Below are 21,367 nucleotides of genomic sequence, written 5' to 3'. Positions count from 1 at the left end.
CCTATTACATAAATTACATGACAAAATGAAACGGAGACATGAAAGTGGAACTATATTTTCTCGGGACAGGTGCGGGCATGCCCTCGAAAGAGCGCAATGTGACGTCCGTCGTTCTGAATCTGCTGGCGGAGCGGAACACCTACTGGATGTTTGATTGCGGGGAAGGCACCCAGCATCAAGTACTGCGCTCACCCATTCGGATCGGTAAGCTGGAGAAGCTTTTTATCACCCACCTGCACGGGGACCATTTGTACGGTTTGCCGGGGTTGTTAACCAGCCGTTCCTATCAGGGTGGAGATACTCCTTTAACAGTATACGGTCCGGAGGGAACAGAAGCGTTCATTCGGATGGCACTGGATATAAGCGAAGCTCATTTAACGTATGAATTAAAGGTGCAGGAGCATAAGAAGGTATACGAGGAAACGGTGATCTTCGAGGACGATCAGTTTCTGGTTCGGCTCGCACCGCTTGTGCACAGAGTGGATAGCTTCGGCTTCCGCATTGAGGAAAAGCCGCTAACAGGTAAGCTCCAAGCGGAGAAGCTGAAGGCGCTAGGGATTTCGTCCGGGCCGATTTTTGGGAAGATCAAGCAGGGCTTGGATGTTACCTTAGAGGACGGAACGGAATTGAAGGCCCGGGATTTTATCGGACCCTCCTACCCAGGGCGGATCGTTACGATTCTGGGGGATACGCAGCCTTGTGATTATTCCCTCAAGCTTGCAGTCGGGGCGGATGTGCTTGTTCATGAGGCGACATTCGCTGAACAGAAGAAGCATTTAGCAAGAGAATATGATCACTCCACAGCGATGGATGCGGCTAGAACAGCAAATGAGGGGGGAGTGGGGTCTCTCATCCTGACCCATATCAGCTCCAGATACCAAGGGGCCGAGGCTGAGCTGCTTTTGAGAGAAGCGAAGCAAATTCATGAGCAAACCTTCCTCGCCCGGGATCATTGGAGCTTTGATGTTCCAAGAAGAAGCGCACAGTCGTAAGAATACAAAAGCGAAGCCCCATCCATCAAGATGGGGCTCCTGTGTGCCGCAAGGAAGCTCAGGGCTTCATTGCAGCTAGGATTGGTTGTTGGATTCGTCTTTAATTTCGCTGCGGAAGCCGTCCAAGCTTTTTTCACGGCGCTCGTTTTTGTCAAGCAGCGTATCTTTTTCCTGAGGGCTGATTTCATCGGCATGCTCTGCCAAATAGTCTTCCGTTTCTTCCATGTTTTTAATGGTGTTATTGATACTGTTCTGCAAATGTTCCACGTTATCCGCGCGGTTGTCTGGTTTTGCCATAAACGTTTCACGTCTCCTTTTATGGGTAGGTTCAATGAGTATGCGGATTTCACACACCTGTATACAATCCCACAAAATCGCATGGATTATGTATGGTATTTGAGCATTTCATAACTGTGAAGGCTGTAAATGTTGGAAAGGAGAAACTGAGGTGCTCGGTTTTGCCGTATTAATTGGATTTTATTTATTAGGGACTGTATTGCATTCATCGATGCATATCCCTTTACCCGCGAATGTCATCGGTCTCATATTATTTACAGTCAGCTTATTTCTCAAGGTAGTGAAGCTGGAATGGGTAGAGGAGGCGGGAGCGTTTTTAATCAGGCATATGCTGCTGTTTTTCATCCCTTTTGTGGTGGGAACGATGGTGTTTTTTCACTACATCGGAGCGCATGCGGTTATGATGCTCGCCAGCTTATTCGGGAGCAGTGTGGGGGTTTTGTTGATTTCGGGATGGACAGTTAAGCTGATCAGGGGAAGGGAGCGAAGCAACCATGAAAGCTGACGCATGGATTCAACAGCCATTGTTCGGCGTGGCGCTATCTGTTATTTGCTATGCACTAGCGCTCATACTCCAAAGGAGATGGGCGTGGCTGCATCCTCTCTTCATCAGCGCGGCGGCTATTATTGCTATTCTGATTCTCGCCGACATCCCCTATGACACGTATGCCAGAGGCGGAGAGATGCTGGAGTTCATGCTGGGGCCGGCCACAGTGGCTTTAGGCATACCGCTTTATAAAAATGCACAGCGCATTCGTTCGAGCTTCGTTTCCATCCTCGGCGGTATTACTGCAGGCTCGGTGAGTGCTCTGCTGCTCTCCGGTGCGCTAGTCTGGTGCCTGGGAGGCAACCTGCAAATGATGCTCACCATGATGCCGAAATCGGTCACGTCACCGGTTGCTTTAGAAATTTCAAGGCAAGCCGGTGGTATTCCCGAGCTTACGGTGGTACTCACTGTGCTAACCGGTTTAATCGGGAGCATGATCGGACCGGAGCTGCTTCGCTGGGCTGGGGTGCGTGACGATATATCGATAGGTACGGCCATTGGAACGGCATCGCATGGCATCGGGACGGCCCGTGTTATTCGGGATTCGGAGGTACAGGGAAGCATCAGCGGCTTTGCGATGGGCGTTGCGGCTATTCTGACATCGGTTTTATTTATCCCGCTGTACAGCATATTACGGTAAGTTTCAGCGAGGTTTGCATCAGTAGGTCAATCATCCTCAGTAAGTCAATCAACAGGCAGCTGTCCTTAGGGGATGGCTGCCTTTTTTTCAGGTAAGGGTGGCAGCAGCGGCCATTCCTTACAAAACATTAACAACGCGCAAACGCCGCCTTAATAATCATCTGCTACGCTAAAACAGGTAAGGGCGAGTAACTATTTTACCTGAGAAAGGCGTGTTGACAATGAATCCAACTGCAACGCAGGTCACCTCACAGCAGTCACATTTGTCCGTCATGCTGGCTTCCCGTTCGGAAGAAATCGAGCAGGCGATGCGTTTAAGGTATCAGGTGTTTGTGGAAGAAGAAAAAAATATGCGTCTTCTCAACGAGAACGGACTCGAGCAGGATGTGTACGATGCTTACTGTGATCATCTGATCGTCAAGGATGTGGAGCTCGATCAGGTCATTGGTACTTATCGTCTGCTGCCTGGGGACAGAGCGTTAACAGGGATCGGATTTTACTCGGAAACAGAATTCACGCTTGCCGGTTATGAGGAACGCAAAGCGCAATCCTTGGAGCTGGGAAGGAGCTGTATTCATCCGGATTACCGGGGTGGCAAGGCGATTCAAATGCTTTGGGAGGGGATCGCTTCTTATATTACGGAGCGAAACCATCACTATTTGATCGGCTGCGCCAGCGTTCATTTTCAATCGTTAATGGAGTTAAATGCCATTTATAGCATGCTGCGTGCGAAGCAGGTCATAACGGACCGATATGGTATCGAGCCGCTGCCAAGTCACCGGATTCAGGGCCTTCAAACCGTTGAGCTTGAATGCAGCGAGAAGGAATTGTTCCGCAGGCTGCCGCCGCTGATGAAAGGGTATCAATGGCTGGGGGCCGAAATCGGCGGGGAACCTGCATATGATGCGATTTTCGATACAGTCGATTTTTTGATCGTGCTGGAGAAGGATCGCGTTACACGGAGATACAAGAAGCATTTTTTGAACAATTAATGATATAAACAAACCTTAGGGACCATTAGGAAATGAGGTATGAAAGGTGTACGAATGGATCGGCAGCATGACAGCGAATCCCAAGCGGCTTGCGCAGCTTTCCCGTTGGAGCGGGTGGATCCCAAGACCTTGCATGCTTTTTTTGTGCGGGGTACTGGGGGTGTTACTGTACGCAGCAGCAGGGCGTAAGCTTAGAAGCAGGATCCTGGATAACTTGCGTGAGGCGCTGGGAGTGGAGCGGGAAAAGGGAAGGCTGCACCGCCTCCGGCTCGGATATTTTCAGAATTTGGTCATTACGCTTTATGAAATTGTACTGGAATCCAAACGCCTCCCAGGGAGTGCTGCGTGGAGGTTTCAGATCGAAGGCGAGGATCATCTTCAGGAAGCGCTGCAATTAGGGCGCGGTGCGATTGTGTATACACCCCATGAGGGCAACTTTTTTTATTACTATTGGTATTTATGCCAAAAGTACCCTTGTCTCACGATTGCGACCGGAGGCAGCAGTGAGCTTAGGCCGCTCTATGATTTATTCGAACGGATGGGGTGCCCGGGCCTGGATTACGATAATACGCCGCCGCTCGAGCTGCTGCGCAAGCTGAAGAAACATCTTGCCGGGAATGGAGTTGTGTTTATTCTAGGTGATTTTTGGCGTCCCGCCTTTCCTGTATCGCGAATGTTCGGTAAAAGCACACGTTCGCCAGATGGAGCTGCCTTGTTATCCATTGAGAATCAGGTTCCGGTAATCCCCTTTTATGGCTTCAGGGAACAAGGCTTCCGCCATCGGCTGGTCTTCGAACAGCCCCTGCATTTATATGCAAGCTATGAACGCAAACAGCGCGGAGAGGCTACTTTGCTGCTCAATCGGTTTATGGAGCAAGCCATTCGGAAAGTGCCTGACCAATGGTTTTATTGGTTCAATGCTGACGAGCGTTGGGGAGAGGAACAAATGTTCTCTGGTACTGCGAAATTGAAGCATGACCAAGAGACGCAGCTGGTACCGGGGGCCGCAACGGATGCTTCGGAGCAGCAAAAAACGTATACGGCCTAAGTTTGCATTTAAGCTCATCTCAGATTACACAGAGGAGGATGCTTGCGATGGATACGGGAAGTCATTTGTTGTTCGGAGCGACCTTGGCGGGAGCCGCCATGATAGATCCTATGGTTAGCAGTCAGCCGGAATTGTTCCATGCGATACTCGCCGCAACTATGGTAGGATCCCATGCTCCCGATCTGGACACGATGGCACGGATAAAGGGCTACCCCACCTATATCCGCATACACCGCGGCTTTACCCACTCGCTTCCGGCTTTGGTGCTGTGGCCCCTATTATTAACACCGCCGATAGCAGCAGGATTTGGGGTCTGGGAGCATGCGGTCCATGTGTTTGTATGGTGCCTGATCGCCGTTATGCTTCATGTGTTTATGGATTGGTTTAATGTTTATGGTGTGCAGTGCTTTCGTCCCTTCTCCAGCAAGTGGCAGCATTTGGATGTGCTTGCGCTGTTTGAACCGTTTTTGTTTGGTCTCCATGCGTTAGGTATAGGTCTATGGTGCTTGACGAGCCTGCCTCCCGGACCTCTTTTTCTCATCATCTACGGCTTGACCTTCGCCTACATTGCTTTTCGTACCTGGCTGCATGGCAGAGCTGTGAGCCTGGTGCGTCGAACGGTTGGCGAAGCGGGAGTTTATCATGTATTGCCTGGGCTTCATTGGTTCCGGTGGCAGTTTGTAGTAGAGACAGAGTCGTATTTTTGTACCGGAACGCTGCAGGGCAAGCGGCTCTTCGTACAGGAAAGATACGGGAAAGAGGCGGACCCGTTGGTGGTTGAGGCGACCAAAACGACGGATGGAGTTAGGGCGTTTCTGTACTTTGCACAAAGGGTGTATGTCCGCTGCAAGGAACGAAACAATGGTTATGTCGTAGAATGGCGGGACGTTCGGTTCTGGCATAAAAACGAGCTGCCTTTCGGCGTGGATGTGGAGCTGGACAGCAATTTGAATGTGGTTCATACCTCTTTTGGCTGGAGAAAGAAGGCGTGGGATCCGCCGTACGTATAGTTTGAGCAGCGAGGTCATTCTGGCCTCGTTTCTTTATTTGATCCTTGAAATGGAATGAAAGAGAAGTTTTTGGGAGAGAATAGTCAAGTAGTAAATAGACGCACAGGAGGGGATGCGGCATGGATTTTACGAGTCAGGATGTTGCCGTAATCGAACAAGCTTTGCGCTTAGCCATGAACACGGAGAACAAGGAATCGAAAGTGAGCCAATACCGTGAAGTATTGAGCAAGCTCCAAAACAATGCGGAGGCCGCCTTGCTGTTTGGCTCGAAGCAGAAGGCTGAGGCGCACGACGGCTTGCGTTATGATTACGATGATTCCTCGGATTTGCTGTAAACAAACTTTTCCCGGGAAAGCGCAGGAAACGACATGGTTTCACGGTTTAACCCATAGGGCAGATCGAAGATTTCCTACACCTTTCGACGCTTTCCGTCTGATTTTATGTATTTCTCCATAGCTGCAGCTAAAATATATCGTTATTGATAACATACATGAGCCCTGATAAGGAGTTTTGCTCTCCTTGTCAGGGTTATTTGTGCGGAACGGCGAATTATTTTGTCGGACGAGCTGTTCTTAATTGCTGGTTGTCCGCCGAACGTACATTCGCTATAATGAAAGTATATTTATCCTAAGAAGGGATACTCATGATGAAGAAAAAGCAATTGTCGGATCTGATTCACGAATTACGGTCCAATGAGAATATTATTAACTGGCATGAAATTGAGCCGCAGGAAGCCAGAACGAAGCCGATTCCCGAAAGCGTCGACCCTCGGATTAAGTCTGCGCTGGTCAAGAGAGGGATTCATGAACTTTATACACATCAATATTCAGCATATGTAACAGTGCAAAAAGGGGAGAGCATTGTTGCAGTTACCCCGACGGCGTCCGGAAAAACGTTGTGCTACAACCTGCCCGTCTTACAGGCGATAGCCGAGGATGACAGCAGCCGCGCACTTTATCTGTTCCCTACCAAGGCATTGGCACAGGATCAAAAAAGCGAGCTGAATGAAATTATAGAAGAAATGGGAATCGATATTAAGAGCTTTACTTATGATGGGGACACCTCGCCGGCGATTCGGCAGATCGTAAGAAAGGCCGGACATATCGTTATCACGAATCCGGATATGCTTCATTCCGCTATACTGCCGCATCATACCAAATGGGTTAGTCTTTTCGGTAATTTGAAATACATCGTCATCGATGAGCTGCATACGTATCGCGGGGTGTTCGGAAGTCATGTGGCGAATGTGATACGGAGATTGAAACGGATATGCCGTTTTTACGGGAGCAATCCCGTGTTTATTTGCACATCCGCTACGATAGCGAACCCGAGAGAGCTAGCGGAGCAGTTAACCGGTCAACCGATGAGGTTAATTGATGACAACGGTGCGCCGAGGGGAAGAAAGCATTTTGTATTTTACAACCCGCCGATAGTCAATCAGCCTCTGAACATACGAAAAAGCGCAACGGTAGAAGTAAACAGGCTGGCCATGGAATTTCTCAAAAACAAAATCCAGACGATCGTTTTTGCCAGAAGCCGGGTGAGGGTCGAAATTATTTTAAGTCATTTGCAGGAGCTGGTAAAAAAAGAAATCGGAACGAAGTCCATAAGGGGTTACCGTGGAGGCTATTTGCCCAAGCAGCGGAGGGAGATCGAGAAAGGGCTTCGGGACGGTGAAATTTTAGGCGTCGTGAGTACGAATGCTTTGGAGCTCGGGGTTGATATTGGACAGCTTCAGGTATGCGTGATGACAGGCTATCCCGGAAGCGTGGCAAGCACTTGGCAGCAGGCAGGCCGGGCCGGCAGAAGACACGGAGAAGCCCTTGTTGTGATGGTAGCGAGTTCAACGCCGATTGATCAATATGTGGTGCAAAATCCGGAATATTTTTTCGACAGATCTCCCGAGTCGGCTCGTATTAACCCGGAAAATCTCATTATTCTCGTAGATCATTTAAGGTGTGCGGCCTACGAAATTCCGTTTAAGGGAACCGAGGAGTTCGGACCTCTCGATGTAACGGAAATTATGGAATTCCTAGTGGAGGAAAGCGTACTGCATAAAAATGGCGATACTTTTTACTGGGCTAATCAATCGTTTCCGGCCAGTGAAATTAGCTTGCGCTCCGCGTCTCAAGAAAATGTCGTCATCGTCGATCAGTCCGACATTGCCAATGTGCGGATCATCGGAGAAATGGACCGTTTCAGCGCCATGACTTTGCTTCACGATGAGGCTATTTATTTGCACGAAGGGGTCCAGTTCCAGGTGGAGAAGCTGGACTGGGAGCACAAGAAAGCTTATGTGAGGGAAGTAGACGTAGAGTATTATACGGATGCGAATTTAGCCGTACAGCTAAAAGTGCTCGAAATCGATAAATCCAAGCAGCGGGAAACGACGGCCGTTTACTACGGCGATGTCGTTGTAAACGCGCTGCCTACGATGTTTAAGAAAATCAAGCTGACGACTTTTGAAAACATCGGCTACGGTCCTATTCATTTGCCTGAAGAGGAATTGCATACCAGTGCGACTTGGTTCGAGTTAAAGGAAACGGACCCTGAGCTCGGGTCTAAAACGCTTGAACAGCTTTTGTTGGGCATTTCCAATGTATTGAAGCATATCGTACCTGTTCTTGTCATGTGCGATCGTAACGACATTCACGTCGTTTCACAGATCCGTGCTGCCCACACGCAGCTGCCTACGGTATTTTTATACGATCATTATCCAGGCGGGATCGGACTGGCGGAAGACGTGTTTAAAAGATTCGATGAAGTCAAAGCGGCGGCTCGCCGTTTGATCCAAAAATGTCCATGCTCGGATGGATGCCCTTCCTGTATCGGCACCGAGATCGAAGGCATTGACGCGAAGCTAAAAAGCATCCAGCTGCTGAATCAGCTTTGACGGGCGTTGTCATCTTGAACGATAAAAAGCTAGAGACTTTACAAATTGGGGTAATGTCATGTGATGATACAATCTATAATTCATAGCATTAAATATAGGGAATTCGGACGATGAGCGGGCTGCGCGAACGGCTTCTACGGCATAAAAAGCCGACAGCAGGGAGCTTGCCGGCAATAGATGCCGGAGGAGAGACGTCTGGAGCATGGTACGCGGCTGGGAATGGTGCTGAAACCGACGTGATTGCAAACAAAGGGGAGCTGCCTCCGCAATCCGATAGCAGTTTACCGGCCGCCAGGCTGGAAAGCAGCGCCGAGACAGCACAGCAGAGTGAATGGACGGAGATAGGGGCTCATATGGAGCACAACGAGCAGGGTTCTTTCGTGCTCCGGCGCCGCATCTTTGATGGCTCTTTTCAGCATGGCCGATACAGCCTTGATGAAATCATGGAGCAATCCGATAAGCTCATGTCCATTTTGCTGCCAGGGGATGTGGAGGCCGAAGCCGAAGGACTGCCGTATGAGAAGCTGCTGTTTTTGGATACGGAGACGACAGGGCTTGGTGTCGGGGCGGGGAATGTTCCGTTTATGATCGGCATCGGATTTTATAAAGGCCGGCAATTCATCGTGGAACAAATGTTCATTCGCCATCCGGGCGAGGAATTCGCTATGCTTCATTATTTGGAGGGGAAGCTGAAGCAGCATCCTTATCTCGTTTCCTATAACGGTAAAACGTTCGATTGGCCTCTGATTAAGAACCGCTATATTCTGAATCGGATGCCTGCGGAGCCTGACATTGCAGGGCATCTGGACTTTTTATATCCGTCACGCAGCCTGTGGAAGCATACGCTTCCTTCATGCAAGCTGGGGAAGGTGGAAGAAGAGCGGCTGCATGTCAACCGTCACGAGGATGTGCCGGGCTCGCTCGCCCCGACCTTGTATTTTCAATATTTGGCGGAGCGGGATGTTCGGATACTGAGCGGCGTATTTGAGCACAATGAGCTCGATATTTTGTCGTTGGCCGGATTAGCGGTTCATTTCTCGCATGTCCTAAATGGACGGTTTCGTCTGTCGGAAATGCAGCTGGAAGAACAGTATCGGCTTGGTTTATGGCTGAGTAAGGTCGGGTCGGCCATCTACGCGGAGCAAGTATTGGAACAGTTAATCGCCAATTTGTATGCTTCGCCATCGGAGCGGGAGGCGGCAATGGATTATGTTCTGCCTGCCGCACAATGGTACAAGCAGCAGCACAGGTACACGGAAGCATGCGGGCTATGGCTGCTTTATGTGGAACAAAGAGGCGAGAGGAGCACGGCATCCCTCGAACCGTATTTGGAGCTGGCAATGCACTATGAGCACCGGGAGAAACGGCCGGAGCTGGCATTGTTTTATGCGGATCAAGCGATGAACAAAGCTTGGCAGAGGCAATCGCTTCTTCGTCCGCAGCGGAAGCTCGGCAGAACGAAGCGGGGACAAGGATTATCCGAGGAGGAGCGGAAGCAGGCGGAGCTGCTTAAAGCCATAGAGAAGCGGCTCGTGCGGCTTCGCAACAAAGTGGAGCGAGCGCAAAGCCGGGACTCCGGATCTATTGAAAGCACACCGGCCCGTCAGCGCAAACCGCGCAAGCCCGCTGCAGATGGAGACATGCAGTATCGCATGGACAGCTTATTTTGACCGGCTGCTTATTGGGCATAAATCGCCCTTAATATGGAAATACAGAGAGACAAGGCAATTCAACTGAGTTCACGTGTAATGAGAAATCGTTGAAGGGTCATGTCTCTTATTTCATATTGCTTGCGTAAAGGCGGAATGCGACGATGCCGGAGCTGCCGGAGATGGAAAACTATAAGCTGCTGCTCGGTACCCGTTTGAACGGGCATACGATAACCATGGTAGAGGTTACGCGGGAGAAGTCAATTAATGTTCCCGTTGAACAGTTTCAGCAAGCGCTGCTTGGAAATTCGATTCGTTATATCGAACGGCGTGGGAAGCATTTGCTGTTCCATTTGTCTAATTCCAAGCTGCTTTTGCTCCATTTAATGCTGGGTGGTGTATTATTTTGCGGGACGGAAGAGCAGAAGCCTGACCGCACGGTACAGGTGACGCTTCGCTTCGGGAATATGCTGCTTTATTGTATAGGTCTCCGATTGGGATATATCCATCTGTATGAACATCCGGAATCAGCAGCCCAGGTGCTTCAAAAGCTGGGGCCGGAGCCGATGGAGCCAGGCTTTACTCTCAACCATTTTAAGGGAGCAATCGGGAAGCAAAGGGGAACCTTGAAAGCGACTTTGGTCGATCAGCATGTGATGGCAGGCATTGGTAACTGCTACTCCGACGAAATTTGCTTTGATGCCGGGCTCTTGCCTGAACGCCGTTGCGCCGAATTAAGCGCGATTGAAGTTGATCAGCTTTATCGTTCGATGAGACATGTGCTGTCGGAGGCAATACGCTACGGGGGATATATGGATATGCCCCTTTATGCGGGAGATGTGCTTACGGGCGGCTATGACAGCCGCTGCCAGGTGTACGATCGGGAGGGAGAGTCCTGCTATCGCTGTGGCCACTTGATCATGCGCAATGAGGTTTCTTCCAAAAAATCATTTTGCTGCCCCAACTGCCAGCAATAAACAGGAGGAAAACGATGCATATAGGGTGCCACATTAGCATACGGAACGGATATTTGGAAGCGGCGAAAACGGCCTTGAAGCTGCAGGCGAATGCATTTCAGTATTTCCCGAAAAACCCCCGCAGCTTGGGCATTAAGCTATGGAACCGTCAAGACGCGGAAGCATGTGCCCGATTTTGCCGTGAGAACGGGATATCGTCGATTGCCCATTCCCCCTATCCTACGAATTTGGCTGCGGAGGAGCCGGCGTTAATTAAAGCAACCGTACAGTCGCTTCGCAACGATCTGGCCATCGCGGATGCATGCGGCTCCATCGGGGTTGTCGTTCATTTTGGCAAATATAAAGGTCAAGATACGTTACAAGGCTACAAAAATATTATACAATGTTTACATGAAGTTCTTTCGGATTGGCAAGGGGAGGCCAAGCTGCTGATTGAGAATCAAGCGGGAGAAGGCTCCTTGATGGGAACGACGCTTGAAGAGCTTGTACAAATCCGTAAGCTGTCTGCGCATCGCGCCCATATCGGCTTTTGTTTGGATACATGCCATGCTTTTGCTTGCGGATTATGGCCTGCTGCGGAGGGCGGCTGGTCGATGCTGGCAAGCAAAGCGGAGTCATTAGGCTACTTCAATGATTTATTGGCAATACATATGAACGATTCCGTTTATCCGAGCTGTCAATATAAAGATCGCCATGCGATGATTGGTTTCGGGGAGATCGGAGAGGAACGGTTCCGCGAGTTTTTGCAATGGGCTCGTGGGCGGGATCTGCCGCTTGTATTGGAAACACCTGTACCCAAGGGGATGACCCATGCCCCTGAGATTGCTTTGATACGCAAGCTTGCGGACAATTAGGGGGGCTGCTTATGAAGGGTATTCATGTATTTCTCGATGATCTCAGAGCATGCCCGTTGGGCTTTGTCTGGGCCAGAAATGTCGAGGAATGTATTCTCCTTCTTCAGGAATGTGAGGTCAGCGTTCTCTCTTTGGACTATGACCTCGGATGGGGGCAGCCGACAGGGCTGGAAGTAGCGCGATATATTGTTGCATCGCAGCGTTATCCGCAGGAGCTGTACCTCCACACGTCAAGCATAACCGGGAGATGGAGCATGTACCAGCTCTTGTATCCGAACAAGCCTGACGCTGCTCAGCTTTTCAATGGTCCGATTCCGGACGAAAAACTTCAATACATTGCCAAAATGGACAAGAATAGGTTGTGATCGATTGTGAAGGTCTTATCTTTAGAAAATATTGATTTTATCCGCGAGGAACGCCATATTTTATCCAATATTAATATTGAGGTCAAAGCAGGCGAGCATTGGGTCATTCTCGGGAAAAACGGTTCCGGAAAAACGACAATTCTCGAATTCATTAATGGCTACCAATTTCCGAGCCGCGGGACCGTTGAAGTTCTAAATCAAATTTATGGCCAATGCGATGTCCGCGAAATTCGTAAAAAAATCGGCTATATCAGCCAGTCCCTGTACGAAAAGCTCAATCCCGGCGACCCGGTATGGGAGGTCATAGCTACGGGGGAGTACGCTTTCTTGCGTTTTTACGAAGAAATTTCACCTGAGGTGAAGGAAAAAGCTTTGCGAATGCTGGATCGGATGAAGCTTCGTCATTTGGCCGACAATCCGTTGGGAACGTTGTCGCAAGGGGAACGGAAGAAAATTATGCTGGCTCGCGCCCTTATGACAAGCCCGCAAATTTTGATTATGGACGAGCCGTGCTCAGGCCTCGATTTGTTCGAGCGGGAGCGTCTGCTTGAGACGGTTAACGAGCTGAGCGAGCAAAATATCACCGTACTGTATGTTACACACCATATCGAGGAAATCATGCCGATGTTTACCCATGTTGCGTTAATTGACCAAGGAGAACTGATTGCTTCTGGAGCAAAGAAGGATGTATTGACGGAAGAAAATTTGTTAAAGGCGTTCCAGGTCTCTGTCGCTTTGGAATGGTTTCAGGACCGCCCCTGGATCAAGGTGCTGTAAGAGGATGGAAGGAAAGGTAGCAATGGAACAACCCACAATGATGCAGCATACGAAGGAAAGTACTTTTATCGGAACCGCCAATCATGGTTACGGACAGCATGCGCAAGAGGAAATACGCAGGTTATTTGGTGCGGGCGCGAAATTTGTGACGATTGTGCCAGCCGAAATATTTATATTTACCTTGAACGTCGACAAGTCGGAGGCCACACGCAGATTGGTAGAGCAGGAGCCGATGTTTTTAAGGCATATGCAGCCGGTCGACGAAGTGATGGATTGGAATGCAGGCACACCGGATCAACTGCGCCAAATGGTGATGTCATCGGAGCTAGCGCTTCCCGCGGGGGCCCCAACAGCCGTTCAAATCCGCAAAACCGAGCAGGTCGGATCCGCACTCGCGCCTGGAGCTTGCAAGCAGATCATCGACGCTGTGTTGGAGGAACGATTCCAAGCGGTTCCTGTGGTCAAAGACGCGCAATGGACGCTGTCGCTGTTTCTTACTGAGGAACGCGTATATTTAGGCCTTTCCAAGCCCGAGCATAATTTGTCAGACTGGTCGGGCGGCGCGATCCGGTTCCGCAAGGAGGACGGTCAAATTTCCCGCGCCAAGTTCAAGCTATTGGAAGCGGAGCGGGCGTTCGGACTCGATTTTAGCCAATACCGCTCCGCAATTGATATCGGGGCCGCACCGGGCGGTTGGACGTCCTTCTTGCTGGAACGCGGCTTACAGGTGACGGCGGTCGATCCGGCCAAGCTGGACGCAAGTCTGCTGCGCAATCCGAAGCTGAAGTTCATTCAAAAAAACGCTGGCGATGTCAAATTTGCACCGCAAAGCTTTGATCTGCTCGTTTGCGATATGAGCTGGAGTCCAAGACAAATGTCGAGATTGGTCAAAGGATTATTATACTCACTGATCCCGGGCGGTACTGCAATTATTACGGTTAAGCTGATGCATAAGAAGCCTTTCCAGACAGTACGTGAGCTTGTGGAGGACGTTCAGCCGGAACTGATGCTGCAAAAGGCAAAACAATTGTTCCACAACAGGGAAGAATTAACGTTGTTCCTCATTAAAGGCTAGTTATGACGCCAATGAAAGGAGGCCAATGAAAACGGGCGGAGTGGACGGAATCGTTCTGTAGAAGCGTAAGCGTACACTTTTGTCCCGGATTTTGACCGCTATAAGCGGGTTGAAATTAAGAAAATCCGGGGACAACAGCGATCGGAAGAAGGATCCGTCCATGCAGCTCGCAGCTTTTTCAGTGGCCTTCAATGGAAAGGAGGGGATTTTTTTGCAAAACGGGCGGAATGAGCTTCAATACTGGAACGATATTTATAAAGCCTCCAGGCGGGGCGAGCCTGAAGGAAATGATAATTGGCTCGATAAGCATTCCAAGCTTCTGGAACGCTCGAAGGATAAAGCGATCCTGGATCTTGGCTGCGGCAGCGGCTGGGATACGATGTATTTAACAGACAGGGGATACAAGGTCATCGCTTGTGACTTGTCGGAGGAAGCCTTGCACAACGTTGCAGAGGCCGTTCCAGCAGTCCAAACTCGCCAGCTCAATCTGCTGGAGCCCCTGCCGTTCCCTACGGACTCAGCTTCAGTCATCGTTGCTGATTTAAGCTTGCATTATTTTACATGGTCCCAAACGCTCTCTATCCTTGCTGAGCTCCAAAGGGTACTTGAACCGGGCGGTGCTCTGTTGTGCAGGGTGAATTCAACGAAGGATACGGCATACGGAGCGGGACAAGGTCGTGTGATAGAACCGAACCTGTACGAGTGCGATGGGAGATTGAAACGGTTCTTTGATCGGGATCAGCTTCATAGGCTATTGGCCGGATGGTCTATTCTCTGGATGCAGGAAACGGTGATGCACCGTTACGATAAACCGAAGCATTGCTGGGAGCTGGCAGCAGCGGTTGGCTAGCTATGATTGGAAGAGAAGGGAGGAGAATGCTGATTGAAAAGGCTGCTAGTACCTTTAGGTCTATTTCTGGTTATTGCAGCAATGGGCATTCTCTTCTTGCCTTCCAGCTCTCGGATGCCGCATTCTATGCCTGCCGGAGGACAATCTCCGATTCCGCATGTCGTCGCGAATGAAGCTTCCATAACAGCGAAGGCTGCAGATGAGAAGACAATCGTACCGGAAGCCATTGCCACAGCGGCAGGAGCATCGGTTATGCAAGACCACGATTTGCATAAGACTCAGCACGAATGTGCGGAAGTATCGGCAGCTGGACAGCCCGAATGGGTGATCTCTGTTCCAGTAGCTACCTTGTGGGTTTCACCGGGCGAAACGAGACTGATTGATCGAGCCAGTATAGGGGCATCAGCTGATATAATGGACTGGATACGATCCATGGCCATTGCCGATAAGCTTTGGCTTGTTGGAAGGCTGGAGACCCAAGCGCTGTTAGGGACGAAGGTCATTGTGTTGGACCGCAGGGGGGATTGGGTTAAGGTAGCGATACCAGAGCAAGCTACACCGAAGGATGCCAGAGGTTACACAGGCTGGCTGCCAAAGGAGCAGTTGACCGAACAGCGAGTGATTTATGAGAGATGTCCTCTCGTCACGATCTCGGCTCCTACAACTGCTCTTTATGACGGCGCTTACACGGATATGGTGTATAAGGTAGCTAGTTTTAACACAACATTGCCTTTAGTGGCAAGAGAGCAAGAGCGCCTTGGAGTAGCGGTGCCGGGTGCAGAGAAGCTGAAATGGCTGAAGGTGCAGGATGGACGTATTGAACCTGCTCCAGCAGCACACAAACAAACGGCGTTCAAGGGAGACATTCCACATGTGAGCGGAGATCAATTGGTGCAAACCGCCAAGCAATTTCTTAACCTCCCTTATTTATGGTCAGGGACCTCCGGCTTCGGATTTGATTGCTCCGGCCTCATGTACACGATTCATCGTTATTATGGAATTTGGATTCCGAGAGACGCCAAGGATCAAGCAGCCTCGGGAAGGAAGGTTGAGACTGCTGACCTGATGCCTGGCGATTTATTGTTTTATGCGTATAACAACGGTAAAGGTAAGGTTCATCATGTTGCCATGTATATTGGCAGCGGGCAGATGATTCATTCACCCAAGACGGAACGCAGTGTAGAGATTATTGCTATGAATACTCCGGAATATGCAGGAGCCCGTCGCTATTATTAAATCATTCGTTCCAACTGTTTTTGGAGTTCAGCGGTAATTTGTACCAACGGAAGTCTGACTGTACTTGAAGTAATCATCCCCTGCTGCGCCAAAATCCATTTTAAAGGTCCCGGATTCGGCTCTGCGAACAAGAGTTGAATCAGAGGATAAAGCTCGTCAAACGTTTCCTTCGCTTCCTGGGTATTTCCGTTAATGAACTGGTTATACAGCTTGACGAACCGGTCGGTTTTTACGTTCGCTGCAGCCGCCATGATCCCTTTAGCCCCTAGAGCTAACGATGCATACATTAATGAATCTTCTCCGCATAATACAGGCTTAGAGCCCCTCTGAGACAGCTCGGTGATTAACTGAGTACTGCCTGAGCAATCCTTTAGACCGATAACCCCGTTCAATTCCAGAATCGTTCGCACGGTATTTACATCCAGTTTAACCCCTGTCCGATAAGGAATCTCATAGGCAATAACGGGAATGCCTACTTGTGCAACTTGACGAAAATGCTCAATGATCCCCTGCTGCGAGGGGCGGTTGTAATAAGGAACTACGACGAGCACGGCTTGCGCGCCAAGCACAGCGGCCCGCTCCGTATTTTTTATTGTGGATGCAGTATCGTTCGTCCCCGTGCCGAGCACAATTGGAAGTCCGGATGGACCTGCCGCTGCAGTCGCAGCCTGCATGAGCTGTTCGATTTCAGCACTGCGAACGGTTGGTGATTCGCCGGTCGTGCCATGAACCACAACTCCATCGATACCGGATGCAATCAGGCTTTGAAGATGCTTTTGGAAGGACTCGATGTCAAGCCTCCCTTCCGTATCAAATGGAGTAATTGTAGGCACATAAACGCCCGAGAGCTGTTGTTCAGTTAACATATCCTTCATCCCCTCAAGAAAAGTAAGTGCTTCTATGAATAAGTTCACCTTAACATAGAAATTAACATTACTGTTATCTATAATTAGTGATAATTAACTTCAATAAAATTGATAGTTGAAGGGGTTTGAGTGATGGATTTAACCTATTTTCATACATTTCGTGAGGTTGCGAGAAAGCAAAGCTTTACCCGGGTTGCTGAGGAATTAGGCTACGCCCAATCCAGTATTACGACACAAATTCAGAAGCTGGAGAAAGAATACGGTGTGCCTTTATTTGAACGTTATGGAAGAAGCATGCGACTAACCCCGCCTGGGGAGGAGCTTTTGAAATTTGTTATCCCGATGCTTGAATTGTACGCCCAATCCAAAGAGACCATAACTCAGAAATCCAGCGGATCCTTTACAATCGGGACCATTGATTCGCTCGCCGCGTATTACTTGCCACCCTATTTGCAGCAGCTGAAGCAGCGGGTATCGGGTCTCAGTATTCAACTGTATCCGGAAAGCGAAGCTGTAATCCTGTCCAAAGTAAAGGAGGGGGAATATGACGTTGGATTGCTGCTGGATCAGAAATTCACGGATTCTTCCTTGACGTGCGTAACGATTCGGGAAGAGCCGCTAGTTCTGGTTGCTCCATATGATCATCTGCTCACACGAGAGACAGTCGTGAAGCTGGAGGATTTGAACGGAAGTGAATTTATCGTATCAGAAGGAAGCTGTATTTACCGGAGCACGTTTGAAAAATTACTCAAGGATCAAGGGGTGACCTTTAGGGTCGGATTTGAACTGGGCAGTTTGGAGGCCATTAAACAGTGTGTCATTAACGGACTTGGCATTGCTCTGCTTCCCCGGATTGCTGTTGAGGAGGAAGTGGCTAGGGGAACCTTGAGTACGATTCCCTTCCAGCATCCGGAACTTAGTTTCTTTCTTCACATGATAATGCATCCCCGCAAGTGGAAGTCGCATGCATTGGATACCTTTACACGCATGCTCACGGGTGGTGAACTCAATTAGCTTTGCTTGATATCCCAGCTAATCGGTTTGGTTTTGGTTTTGCTCGTCAGTGGAAGCTTCTGCCACCACTTTTTGTGTTTTTTCACTTCTTGGAACGTACGGAGCTGCTGCATCAGCAGCCTGGCTCTATCTTCCTTTTGGTATTTCATTCGTAACTCTTCATAAAATTTGTGGGATTCGTCCATGTCATTCACCTAACAAGTTGAAGTTCTTTTGCCGAAACATAATATATCAATTATTTGAACCCATTACAATGATAGATCTACCATTTTATGGCGTGAAAATGTGATTATACTAAGGTAAGTTGGTGCCCCATGGAGAGAAATTGGATCTTATTTCAAAGAAGCAGCGAGAATGAACAAATTCATATTTTTCTTGATTTACACGGAAAGCAGCACATGACGTCATCGGGGTATTCACAGCTGCTGTTTCTTTTTATAAATACATACCATATTGCAGAAAACGAAGAACAGGCCAAACGGATTCAAAAGGAATTGAATGAAATCGAAGAGAAGCTGGAGCAAATATTCGAGGCGTCCGGTACGGGGATTTTTGTAGGCCGAATCGATTCAGCTGCAAGACTCGAATTTATATTTTACGTGCAGGATGGGAGCACAGCTAAATCCGTTATTTTGAATACATTGGAAGGCTATAGGTCTTATCGGCATTATGTTCAAGTAAGAGAAGACGGGGACTGGGATTTTTATACCAGTTTGCTGCCATCCCAAGAAGAAAAAATGTTTGCAAGAAACAGTCAAATTGTGAGATCGCTGCAATACGAAGGCTACAAGACAGGGGTTTCACAGCGTGTCCATCATCAGCTTGGTTTTGTAAGCAAGCAGGAACTTGATGAGGTCAAAGAGAAGTTAATGAGTCTGGACTACCGGGTAGAGCATATCGAGAATGATCCTCAAGGAGTTAGCCATAAGCATAAGCTGCATGTTAGCCACCATCTGGTCTTAAGTGAACCTGTATTGAATGAAACGACGAAAGTTCTTTATGATATGATCTCAGGTGCGGGCGGGAGATATGAAGGCTGGGGAATCATTCCGCAGGAAAAGGCAGTAAGGAAGTGGAAAAAGCTTGTTAACCAGGCGCGTATTCCGGCCATGCTGCTTGGTTTCGCGGTCATATGTGGTGCGATTGGCCTAGTTACTGTAGATTCGAAAACTGTAAGGCAATCCATGGCGGGGAAGCAAGAGCTTCCTCCACCGCTGGCAGTAGGGAAAAAGGCACCGATAATTAAGCTGCGGGATCAAAACAATAACATAGTGCAAATTGGAGGGACAGGACATCCTCAGATGCTACATTTCTGCGATGCATCCATGGAGCCTTGTCGCAAAGATTTCATGAACCTGCAGGATTTGGCGAAGCAAGAAGCAGCGGCACAAGTGCAGATCATATCGGTTTGTTTTCCCCATGTAACCCATGATCCCTTGGAGCAGCAGTTGTCTTTTACAATCGCTCATGATAAAGACGGTTTGGATACGATTCATGCCTATAAGGTGAGGAGCTATCCGGTAACTTTTTTTATCAATTCCTCAGGAATGATAGTGGATGTCGTAGAAGCGGGTAAGCCGGGGCAGCATGACAGAAGCATCGCGTTGCAAAACTTGAATTAACAAGGAAAGCTTGATTGCAAGCAGTAATTTTTGGAGGTGGTTATGAATGATTGAGGAACGCAAAACACGAGGCGAAGCACTTAAGCAAGCCGTTAAGGAGCAATTTCAAGCATCAGAGGCACAAAGTAGTGAGTTCATAGCCTGTATTGAAGCCTGGGAGCAGCAGCCGCACTTATTGAAACAGATCGAACAGCTGCAAGCAGACAAAACAAAATTGCAGGAACAATTAAAAAAGCTCCGTGCAGCTCAAAGCCATAAAGAGAACAGCTACATGTCCAGCAGACTTCGAGAAGCTTTAAGAGAATAATGTGATATATGTGGACGCAGCAAGTAAACCTTCTCATCACATATCAAGGTTACTGTTATGCAACGCATTTTGACCGAAGTTGGTGCCGTCGATGTTTAACTACGCCGTAGAGGGGTTATTATTAAACGTCTTCTTTATTATGTTTCCACTTATTTTCTATCCGTTCATAAATTCAGATAGAACAGAAGACAAGCCCTTCGTTAAAAATCTATTTCTTTATGTATTATTCGCCAGTTCGTCCGTTCTGTGCTTGATTTTTCATGTCACCGTCCAGCAGGGGCTGATGTTTGATTTTCGTGTCATCCCTTTTATACTGGCCTGCTTGTACAGCAACCGAATCGTGATGCTGCTTCTATTTATTACACTTCTATCCGTGCGGTTTATATACGCGGGGCAAGGTGCTTATTTAAATCTTATTTCCGCATCACTTGCGCTCGTATTGGTGTTCTTTATAGAGAAAAGATACCATAGTTTACGTCTGGTTCATAAGATTATTGTCACCTCTGCCATCGCCTTTATATGCAAGACGGTTGGTATCGTAAGCAATTACATATTTGACCCGAATTACAGATTGTTTGATGCCATCATTTTTTATATCATTCAATCGATATTTATGGGCTTGACCGTGTATATTATCGAATCCATTATTAAAAATGCAAGAATGCGTAAGGAATTGATCGAATCGGAAAAAATGAAAATCGTCAGTGTCATTTCCGCTTCGGTAGCCCATGAAATCCGAAATCCTTTAACCTCGGTACGCGGCTTCATTCAACTGCTGACGCAAGCCGATTTAACCGCGCAGAAAAAAGCTCAGTATGGGAGTATTTGCTTGGAAGAGCTGGATCGTGCAGAGCAAATCATTAATGATTACCTGTCCTTAGCCAAACCGCAGCCGGAAAATACCGATAAATTAGATATTGGGGCGGAGCTGGAATATGTCGGGAAAGTATTAAATTCGTATGCCTTATTGAACAATGTTGAAATCATAGTAGAGTTTGAACAAGATTTGCTCATCGTGGGGGACCGGTCCAAATTCAGACAAAGTCTGATTAATTTGGCCAAAAACGGAATCGAAGCGATGCTTCACCAAGGCGGACAATTAAGAATTACTGCCAAGCGGGACAAGGATAGTATAGTTGTTTTAATTATGGATAACGGAAACGGCATGACGAACGAACAAATTCGCCGCCTAGGTACACCCTACTTTTCAAATAAGGAAAAAGGGACAGGACTTGGTACAATGGTTTCGTTTAATATCATTAAAAGCATGACGGGAAAGATCGATATTCGAAGTGAGGTTGGGCATGGGACGGAATTCCGTATTTTGTTTCCGCTGCACTCATAATTTAAAGCGTTT

General features: G+C 48.5%; 23 protein-coding genes. 20 read left to right on the top strand and 3 right to left on the bottom strand.

What is annotated here, in order from left to right; genetic code table 11:
• Nucleotides 1-44 precede the first annotated feature (44 nt).
• Nucleotides 45-992: a ribonuclease Z gene (gene rnz, locus CF651_RS02040; protein ID WP_094013160.1), complete on the top strand. Its 948-nt coding sequence runs from the start codon at nucleotides 45-47 to the stop codon at nucleotides 990-992.
• 75 nt (nucleotides 993-1,067) lie between these two features.
• Here the strand turns inward: rnz and tlp are convergent, their stop codons facing one another.
• Nucleotides 1,068-1,289, bottom strand: coding sequence for a small acid-soluble spore protein Tlp (gene tlp / locus CF651_RS02035; protein WP_094013159.1), 222 nt, complete (start codon nucleotides 1,287-1,289; stop codon nucleotides 1,068-1,070).
• A 151-nt stretch (nucleotides 1,290-1,440) separates the two neighbouring features.
• Here tlp and CF651_RS02030 point away from each other — a divergent pair, with 151 nt between their 5' ends.
• The 15 genes from CF651_RS02030 (at nucleotide 1,441) to CF651_RS01960 (ending at nucleotide 16,201) form a co-directional block, all read left to right on the top strand.
• A complete protein-coding gene (locus CF651_RS02030) occupies nucleotides 1,441-1,794 on the top strand; it encodes a CidA/LrgA family protein (RefSeq protein WP_094013158.1) in 354 nt (117 codons plus the stop codon).
• Nucleotides 1,784-2,476 carry an LrgB family protein gene (locus CF651_RS02025; protein WP_094013157.1) on the top strand — a complete coding sequence of 231 codons (693 nt, stop codon included), beginning with the start codon at nucleotides 1,784-1,786 and terminating at the stop codon, nucleotides 2,474-2,476. The genes CF651_RS02030 and CF651_RS02025 overlap by 11 nt, the downstream gene beginning before the upstream one ends.
• A gap of 220 nt (nucleotides 2,477-2,696) precedes the next feature.
• A complete protein-coding gene (locus CF651_RS02020; protein ID WP_094013156.1) occupies nucleotides 2,697-3,467 on the top strand; it encodes a GNAT family N-acetyltransferase in 771 nt (256 codons plus the stop codon).
• Between the two features lie 46 nt (nucleotides 3,468-3,513).
• Entirely contained in the window at nucleotides 3,514-4,515 is a 1,002-nt protein-coding gene (locus CF651_RS02015; protein ID WP_245855622.1) for a lysophospholipid acyltransferase family protein, read from the top strand.
• 47 nt (nucleotides 4,516-4,562) lie between these two features.
• Nucleotides 4,563-5,525, top strand: coding sequence for a metal-dependent hydrolase (locus tag CF651_RS02010; protein ID WP_094013155.1), 963 nt, complete (start codon nucleotides 4,563-4,565; stop codon nucleotides 5,523-5,525).
• A gap of 119 nt (nucleotides 5,526-5,644) precedes the next feature.
• Nucleotides 5,645-5,860: a hypothetical protein gene (locus tag CF651_RS02005; protein WP_094013154.1), complete on the top strand. Its 216-nt coding sequence runs from the start codon at nucleotides 5,645-5,647 to the stop codon at nucleotides 5,858-5,860.
• 311 nt (nucleotides 5,861-6,171) lie between these two features.
• Complete coding sequence (locus CF651_RS02000) at nucleotides 6,172-8,418, top strand: DEAD/DEAH box helicase (protein WP_094013501.1); 2,247 nt, start codon at nucleotides 6,172-6,174, stop codon at nucleotides 8,416-8,418.
• Nucleotides 8,419-8,528: 110 nt separating this feature from the next.
• The gene (locus CF651_RS01995) at nucleotides 8,529-10,088 is read left to right on the top strand and encodes a ribonuclease H-like domain-containing protein (protein ID WP_094013153.1); all 1,560 of its coding nucleotides are present in this window, start codon (nucleotides 8,529-8,531) and stop codon (nucleotides 10,086-10,088) included.
• 143 nt (nucleotides 10,089-10,231) lie between these two features.
• Nucleotides 10,232-11,044, top strand: a complete 813-nt coding sequence (locus tag CF651_RS01990) for an Fpg/Nei family DNA glycosylase (RefSeq protein WP_094013152.1) — start codon at nucleotides 10,232-10,234, stop codon at nucleotides 11,042-11,044.
• A 14-nt stretch (nucleotides 11,045-11,058) separates the two neighbouring features.
• On the top strand, nucleotides 11,059-11,898 hold the full coding sequence (locus CF651_RS01985; protein ID WP_094013151.1) for a deoxyribonuclease IV: 840 nt from the start codon (nucleotides 11,059-11,061) through the stop codon (nucleotides 11,896-11,898).
• Between the two features lie 11 nt (nucleotides 11,899-11,909).
• Nucleotides 11,910-12,263, top strand: a complete 354-nt coding sequence (locus CF651_RS01980; RefSeq protein WP_094013150.1) for a cyclic-phosphate processing receiver domain-containing protein — start codon at nucleotides 11,910-11,912, stop codon at nucleotides 12,261-12,263.
• 3 nt (nucleotides 12,264-12,266) lie between these two features.
• Entirely contained in the window at nucleotides 12,267-13,040 is a 774-nt protein-coding gene (locus CF651_RS01975; RefSeq protein WP_094013149.1) for an ABC transporter ATP-binding protein, read from the top strand.
• 22 nt (nucleotides 13,041-13,062) lie between these two features.
• Nucleotides 13,063-14,115 (top strand): SAM-dependent methyltransferase, encoded by a 1,053-nt coding sequence (locus tag CF651_RS01970; RefSeq protein ID WP_245855621.1) that lies wholly within the window; start codon nucleotides 13,063-13,065, stop codon nucleotides 14,113-14,115.
• 211 nt (nucleotides 14,116-14,326) lie between these two features.
• Entirely contained in the window at nucleotides 14,327-14,965 is a 639-nt protein-coding gene (locus CF651_RS01965; RefSeq protein ID WP_245855619.1) for a class I SAM-dependent methyltransferase, read from the top strand.
• A 33-nt stretch (nucleotides 14,966-14,998) separates the two neighbouring features.
• Nucleotides 14,999-16,201, top strand: a complete 1,203-nt coding sequence (locus CF651_RS01960) for a C40 family peptidase (protein ID WP_094013147.1) — start codon at nucleotides 14,999-15,001, stop codon at nucleotides 16,199-16,201.
• On the opposite strand, the gene dapA is transcribed toward CF651_RS01960, so the two are convergent.
• Nucleotides 16,198-17,067, bottom strand: coding sequence for a 4-hydroxy-tetrahydrodipicolinate synthase (gene dapA / locus CF651_RS01955; protein WP_094013146.1), 870 nt, complete (start codon nucleotides 17,065-17,067; stop codon nucleotides 16,198-16,200). The genes CF651_RS01960 and dapA overlap by 4 nt on opposite strands.
• A 132-nt stretch (nucleotides 17,068-17,199) precedes the next feature.
• Between dapA and CF651_RS01950 the strand changes: the two genes are divergently transcribed.
• Entirely contained in the window at nucleotides 17,200-18,081 is an 882-nt protein-coding gene (locus tag CF651_RS01950; RefSeq protein ID WP_094013145.1) for a LysR family transcriptional regulator, read from the top strand.
• Here the strand turns inward: CF651_RS01950 and CF651_RS32120 are convergent.
• On the bottom strand, nucleotides 18,078-18,230 hold the full coding sequence (locus tag CF651_RS32120; RefSeq protein WP_179232649.1) for a hypothetical protein: 153 nt from the start codon (nucleotides 18,228-18,230) through the stop codon (nucleotides 18,078-18,080). The two genes, CF651_RS01950 and CF651_RS32120, sit on opposite strands and share 4 nt — an antisense overlap.
• Before the next feature lie 165 nt (nucleotides 18,231-18,395).
• Here CF651_RS32120 and CF651_RS01940 point away from each other — a divergent pair, with 165 nt between their 5' ends.
• From CF651_RS01940 to CF651_RS01930, 3 genes are all read left to right on the top strand, one after another.
• Nucleotides 18,396-19,703 (top strand): DUF695 domain-containing protein, encoded by a 1,308-nt coding sequence (locus CF651_RS01940; protein ID WP_094013143.1) that lies wholly within the window; start codon nucleotides 18,396-18,398, stop codon nucleotides 19,701-19,703.
• A 46-nt stretch (nucleotides 19,704-19,749) separates the two neighbouring features.
• Nucleotides 19,750-20,010 carry a hypothetical protein gene (locus CF651_RS01935; RefSeq protein ID WP_094013142.1) on the top strand — a complete coding sequence of 87 codons (261 nt, stop codon included), beginning with the start codon at nucleotides 19,750-19,752 and terminating at the stop codon, nucleotides 20,008-20,010.
• Nucleotides 20,011-20,101: 91 nt separating this feature from the next.
• Complete coding sequence (locus CF651_RS01930; protein ID WP_094013141.1) at nucleotides 20,102-21,355, top strand: sensor histidine kinase; 1,254 nt, start codon at nucleotides 20,102-20,104, stop codon at nucleotides 21,353-21,355.
• Nucleotides 21,356-21,367: the final 12 nt, after the last annotated feature.

This window comes from Paenibacillus rigui, assembly GCF_002234615.1.
Taxonomy (GTDB): Bacteria; Bacillota; Bacilli; order Paenibacillales; family NBRC-103111; genus Paenibacillus_S; species Paenibacillus_S rigui.
Note: the sequence above shows the minus strand (reverse complement) of the source record. Positions and strands in the feature narration are given on the sequence as shown.

What these genes read in the sequence shown, in the direction of transcription:
- CF651_RS01990 (WP_094013152.1), top strand. Translation starts at nt 10,232, where the DNA reads ATGCCGGAGCTGCCGGAGATGGAAAACTATAAGCTGCTGCTCGGTACC.
- CF651_RS01930 (WP_094013141.1), top strand. Translation starts at nt 20,102, where the DNA reads ATGTTTAACTACGCCGTAGAGGGGTTATTATTAAACGTCTTCTTTATT.
- CF651_RS01970 (WP_245855621.1), top strand. Translation starts at nt 13,063, where the DNA reads ATGGAACAACCCACAATGATGCAGCATACGAAGGAAAGTACTTTTATC.
- CF651_RS02005 (WP_094013154.1), top strand. Translation starts at nt 5,645, where the DNA reads ATGGATTTTACGAGTCAGGATGTTGCCGTAATCGAACAAGCTTTGCGC.
- CF651_RS01995 (WP_094013153.1), top strand. Translation starts at nt 8,529, where the DNA reads ATGAGCGGGCTGCGCGAACGGCTTCTACGGCATAAAAAGCCGACAGCA.
- CF651_RS02000 (WP_094013501.1), top strand. Translation starts at nt 6,172, where the DNA reads ATGAAGAAAAAGCAATTGTCGGATCTGATTCACGAATTACGGTCCAAT.
- CF651_RS01940 (WP_094013143.1), top strand. Translation starts at nt 18,396, where the DNA reads ATGGAGAGAAATTGGATCTTATTTCAAAGAAGCAGCGAGAATGAACAA.
- CF651_RS32120 (WP_179232649.1), bottom strand. Translation starts at nt 18,230, where the DNA reads ATGAAATACCAAAAGGAAGATAGAGCCAGGCTGCTGATGCAGCAGCTC.
- dapA (WP_094013146.1), bottom strand. Translation starts at nt 17,067, where the DNA reads ATGTTAACTGAACAACAGCTCTCGGGCGTTTATGTGCCTACAATTACT.
- CF651_RS02025 (WP_094013157.1), top strand. Translation starts at nt 1,784, where the DNA reads ATGAAAGCTGACGCATGGATTCAACAGCCATTGTTCGGCGTGGCGCTA.
- CF651_RS01935 (WP_094013142.1), top strand. Translation starts at nt 19,750, where the DNA reads ATGATTGAGGAACGCAAAACACGAGGCGAAGCACTTAAGCAAGCCGTT.
- CF651_RS01950 (WP_094013145.1), top strand. Translation starts at nt 17,200, where the DNA reads ATGGATTTAACCTATTTTCATACATTTCGTGAGGTTGCGAGAAAGCAA.
- tlp (WP_094013159.1), bottom strand. Translation starts at nt 1,289, where the DNA reads ATGGCAAAACCAGACAACCGCGCGGATAACGTGGAACATTTGCAGAAC.
- CF651_RS01985 (WP_094013151.1), top strand. Translation starts at nt 11,059, where the DNA reads ATGCATATAGGGTGCCACATTAGCATACGGAACGGATATTTGGAAGCG.
- CF651_RS01980 (WP_094013150.1), top strand. Translation starts at nt 11,910, where the DNA reads ATGAAGGGTATTCATGTATTTCTCGATGATCTCAGAGCATGCCCGTTG.
- CF651_RS02020 (WP_094013156.1), top strand. Translation starts at nt 2,697, where the DNA reads ATGAATCCAACTGCAACGCAGGTCACCTCACAGCAGTCACATTTGTCC.
- CF651_RS02010 (WP_094013155.1), top strand. Translation starts at nt 4,563, where the DNA reads ATGGATACGGGAAGTCATTTGTTGTTCGGAGCGACCTTGGCGGGAGCC.